At 30.1% G+C, this 4,994-nt stretch carries 4 protein-coding genes; 2 read left to right on the top strand and 2 right to left on the bottom strand.

Annotated elements, in window-relative coordinates; translation table 11 throughout:
- A partial coding sequence (locus tag CD036_RS11440; RefSeq protein WP_180992451.1) for an orotidine 5'-phosphate decarboxylase / HUMPS family protein occupies positions 1 to 230 on the bottom strand: 230 nt, incomplete at its 3' end.
- 93 nt (positions 231 to 323) lie between these two features.
- Here CD036_RS11440 and CD036_RS11435 point away from each other — a divergent pair.
- Together CD036_RS11435 and CD036_RS11430 are read left to right on the top strand one after the other, a co-directional pair.
- Positions 324 to 668, top strand: a complete 345-nt coding sequence (locus CD036_RS11435) for a winged helix-turn-helix transcriptional regulator (RefSeq protein WP_002508649.1) — start codon at positions 324 to 326, stop codon at positions 666 to 668.
- A 577-nt stretch (positions 669 to 1,245) separates the two neighbouring features.
- Entirely contained in the window at positions 1,246 to 2,394 is a 1,149-nt protein-coding gene (locus CD036_RS11430; protein WP_103388715.1) for an alcohol dehydrogenase catalytic domain-containing protein, read from the top strand.
- A 141-nt stretch (positions 2,395 to 2,535) separates the two neighbouring features.
- Here CD036_RS11430 and CD036_RS11425 read toward each other — a convergent pair whose 3' ends face one another.
- Positions 2,536 to 4,797, bottom strand: a complete 2,262-nt coding sequence (locus CD036_RS11425) for an ATP-binding cassette domain-containing protein (RefSeq protein WP_002509990.1) — start codon at positions 4,795 to 4,797, stop codon at positions 2,536 to 2,538.
- Positions 4,798 to 4,994 lie beyond the last annotated feature (197 nt).

Below are 4,994 nucleotides of genomic sequence, written 5' to 3'. Positions count from 1 at the left end.
CCAAATTTAACTGCTTGGCTTACTTCGTAATCGGCAGCATCCATAATTTTTAAATCTGCTAATACTTTTACACCATCAACATTATCATTTAAATGTTGTACAGCTGGTAATCCTTCATTTATAACAATTGGTGTTCCAATTTCTACGATATCTACATAATCTTTAACTTTATTTGCTAATTCTGCAGCATCCTCTTTATTTAATAAATCAATTGCTAATTGTAATTCCATTAAAACGCCCTCCTATCTATCTTTTATATTATCATTATGGTATTATTTATGATAAATAACAATACTGACATTTTTGTCACTGAGGAGAAGAAATTGTTAATAGAATATAATAATAAATTATTTTACACTTCTAAAGATTTAGCTTTATCAGTAATTGGTGGTAGATGGAAAATTCCTATTATTTATCATTTATTACAATCAGAAGTACTTAGATTGAGTGAATTAGAAAAAAAATTACCGGATATTAATCAAAGAATGTTAATTAGACAATTAAGGGAGCTTGAAAAGGATATGATAATAAAAAGAACTATATATCCAGTAGTCCCTCCAAAAGTTGAATATCGATTAACTAGTGTTGGTTTGTCTCTCGATAATGTGGTCTATGGTATTTGTGAATGGGGAGATGAATATTTGAAATTAATTAATAATGAAAATTAAACAAATTTTTTAAAATTTTTAAGCTATAAAGTAGTATAAAAAAGATACTTCTTTATAAAGAGTGTCTTAATCATTTCAAAACATGCTCGTTAACGAATATATCTTGATCTATATATTTTTTATCTCTCTTTTCTTATGAGGTACTTTATGTTTTCTAGAATCTTGCCATAGTTTGTAAGTAACTTAATTTCCCAAAAAGTAGCAATAACATAATGTGCATTTAAATTATCAGCTTTTAAAAGCAATAAAAATAAAAATCCTTCGCTTTTCAGATTTTTATTTCGGTTTAAGAAAACACACAAATTCTTCTTTAAAATCAGCAATTACTTATAAATGGGGCAAAACTGTATAGTTACTTTTAGGTAAATCTTTAATTTTATTCTAGTATAGTATATTGCTTACGTGTATTAAACTTATCTATAATTACTTTTTAATTAATTTTGGCTAAATAAATACGATGTTTGGCATTTTGCTACATATGAACTAACAATTTTCTAAAAAGAGTAATAATTCAATTAATTCCTCTGAGTTTACATTATAATATCAAGGGTAAAATCTTTAGAGGAGGATGGTACAAATGAAAGCAGTTACTTATCAAGGCCATAAAAATATGGAAGTACGTGAAGTACATGATCCAATAATAGAAGAATCAACGGATGCAATTATAAAAATAACAGCTTCAGGTATATGTGGTTCTGATTTACATCTTTACCATCAAGGTGATTTATTTATGGATTCTGATTTTGTTATTGGACATGAGCCAATGGGAATTGTAGAAGAAGTAGGAAAAGAGGTTAAAACCTTAAAAAAGGGAGATAGAGTAGTTATACCTTTTAACATAGGTTGTGGCGATTGTTTCTATTGTAATAATGAAATGGAGTCTCAGTGTGATAATTCTAATCCATCACCGGCAAGTTGGAAAATGAATAATGGTGGACTCTTCGGTTTTGGTGGCATGCACGGAAACCATTGGGGAGGTCAAGCAGAGTATTTAAGAGTGCCATTTGCCGATTTCTCCTCTTTCAAAGTTCCAGATAGTGATTTGAAAGACGAACAAGTATTATTTTTATCTGATGTGGTGCCAACAGCTTATTGGAGTGTTGAACATGCAGGCGTAAAATCTGGAGATACCGTTATTGTTCTCGGTTGTGGTCCAATCGGTTTAATGGCACAAAAATTTGCTAAATTAAAAGGTGCTGAACGTGTTATTGCCATTGACAATGTAGAACATAGATTAAACCATGCCAAAAAATCCAATGGCGCTGAAGTATATAATTTTTCTAAAGAAGATAATATAGGAAAATTACTTCATGAAAGCACACGCGGTGGTGCAGATGTCGTTATAGATTGTGTTGGAATGGATGGCCAAGTTGCTCAAGATGATTTAGAGATAAGTTCAAATTCAGCGCAACGAGGTAATATTAGTCCCATTATTACAGCAGCTGAATCAGTAAGAAAATTTGGAACGATTCAATTAACTGGTATTTACGGTACACCTGCAGACAATTTTCCAATAGATTTAATTTTCAATAGAGATGTCCAAGTAAAAAGTGGACAAGCGCCAGTTATTCATCAAATGCCAAAATTATATGAAATGATTAAAAATGAGGTTTTTGATCCAACAGAAATTATAACTCATACAATGCCTTTAGAAGATGCAAAACAAGCGTATGATATTTTCGATCAGAAAAAAGATAATAACATTAAAGTAATTCTAAAACCATAATAATAAATATATAAAGAAATCTATATACAGATTATAACCAGTATATAGATTTCTTTATTAATTTCAGGTGATAATTTTCAGAATCGCTAAGTTTCAAAATTTCTAAATCTAACCAATGCTCTATGAAAATATGAAACAATTTTAATCATTTGCTATATAAAGTTTCAAATGCTTAGATGTTAATGTTTTATTCTCTTTAACAAAGTTTATAGGATAGCCACTAAATTGTACTTTACCTCCATCTAGACCAGGACCTGGTCCTACATCTATAATCCAATCAGCTTCACACATAATTGATAAATTGTGTTCAATTAAAATAACAGTGTTATTTTGCTCAATAAGATCATTAAAACAGTTTATCAATATAGGAATATCAGCTTCATGTAAACCTGTCGTAGGTTCATCAAATATAAAAATACTATCTGTAACATCATCATTTAAATATTGGCCTAATTTAACGCGTTGAATTTCACCACCTGATAATGTAGATAGAGGTTGTCCAAGGGTTACGTAATTTAATCCAGTTTTACTTATAGCTTGTAACTTAGACTGAATTTCATTTTCTTTATCAAAAAATCTTATACCTTCGTCAACAGTCAATTCAAGGAAATCAGCAATGGAATAGCCATCTATAGTTGCATTCAACACTTCTGGCTTATAACGTTTACCGTGACACACTTCACATGTTTGTGAAAATTCACCCATAAATGCAAGTTCTGTTTCAATATAACCTTTACCACCACAATTGGGACAAGCTCCTTTCGAATTATAACTAAACATAGATTTATTTAATCCAGTTTCTTTGCTGAAAAAATTTCTGACTCTATCAAAAACACCTAAATAAGTTAGTAAATTAGACCGATCGGAACCTTGTATCGCTTTTTGATCCATAAATACTGCATTATCATTTTTTGCAAAACCTGCCTTAACAAGTGAACTTTTCCCAGAACCTGCTACTCCAGTTAATACTGTCAAAACATGCTTGGGTATATCAACTGTCACATTATTCAAATTGTTTTGGGTCACTGGTCCAAGATGATAAAAACTCTTTGCTTCACGTATCTCATTTTTTAAGTGATGTTTGATACGTAGTGCTTCCCCAGTAGATGTATCTGAAGACAATAATTCTTTGTATGTTCCCTTAAACGTTATCTCTCCACCTTGCGCCCCTGAACTTGGCCCCATATCAATAATATAATCTGCTTCTTTAATTACATCAGGATCATGTTCTACAATTAATACTGTATTACCTTTATGTTTTAAAGATTTCAAAATTTCATTTATTTTTGCAATATCCTCTGGATGTAAACCAACACTTGGTTCATCAATGATATAAACCAAATCAGATAGCGAACTATTTAAATGTCGTATTAATTTAAGCCGTTGTGCTTCTCCACCTGATAAAGAAGTGGTTACACGGTCAAGAGTTAAATAACTTAATCCTATATAATCAAGTGCTTCTAATTGTTTTCGGAGTGGTTCAATAATAAACTGGGCTGTTGAATTATTTAATTTATTAAGAAATGCTAAATTTTCTTTTACAGTCATTTGTGTGAAATCTGAAATGTTTTTCCCCATAATTTTACAACTCAAAATTTTCGAATTTAAACGTTGACCGTTACAAGTTGGACAAATTTTATTTTCCACAACATTTTTAAGATGTTTAGCATAACGTTTTTTGTTAAATTCTTTATCTCCCAAAAATATTCTTCTAAACCTAGGTATAAGTCCCACATATTTTGCTGATTTCCGCCATTCTTCAGGTGGTTTTTTTAATTTTATTGGCTCCTGATACAAAAACAAATCTAATTCTTCTTTTGTATATGCTTTTAATTTTTTATCATTATCAAACAGACCACTATCACGATAAGCTTTCCCTCTTTCTTTATCAGGTCCAAAAGATGGAAAATTAATAGCACCTTCATTTAAAGATTTGTTCCAATCTAAGAGCTCATTTAAATTAATGTCTTCAATGTAACCTAATCCTTCACATGTTTCACACATACCATTGGGACTGTTAAATGAAAAGGCATCTGAAAAACCGACAAAAGGTTCACCTATCCTTGACCATAACAATCTAACAGAGGCGTATATATCAGATACTGTACCTACAGTAGATCGAGAATTACCATTAAATCTTTTTTGACTAATCGTCATTGCTACAGGAAGATTTTTAATTGCTTTTACTTTTGGTTTAGGCTGCTTATTTAAATGAAATTGAATGTAGCTAGAATAACTTTCATTTAAAAGTTGTTCAGATTCAGCAGCTATTGTTCTGAAAACCAGTGATGATTTACCTGAACCAGAACGACCTGTAAATACTGTAACTAAATGTTTAGGTATAGTTATATTTATATTTTTCAAATTATTTTGTGAAGCTCCTATAATGGTAATATCATTCATAAATTAAATTGCCCTCCATTGTAATTTTTAACAATTAATAGTATAGATAAAGTTAAAAGATTAGTAGAATTTCGAAATAGGTTACATTACAAAAACAGTATGTAGAATATCTAATATTTTATCGTAGATTATAAGTTATCTTAATGAAGTTAAGTTCATTTTATTTTTATGAAAATCTAACAATAAGAGACTAACAG

It is taken from the genome of Staphylococcus arlettae (genome assembly GCF_002902345.1).
GTDB classification, from domain to species: Bacteria; Bacillota; Bacilli; order Staphylococcales; family Staphylococcaceae; genus Staphylococcus; species Staphylococcus arlettae.
The sequence above is the reverse complement of the archived record's forward strand: the minus strand, read 5'-3'. Positions and strand labels throughout refer to the sequence as shown.

Coding starts and splice junctions, on each gene's coding strand:
- CD036_RS11430 (WP_103388715.1), top strand. CDS start 1,246: ATGAAAGCAGTTACTTATCAAGGCCATAAAAATATGGAAGTACGTGAA.
- CD036_RS11425 (WP_002509990.1), bottom strand. CDS start 4,797: ATGAATGATATTACCATTATAGGAGCTTCACAAAATAATTTGAAAAAT.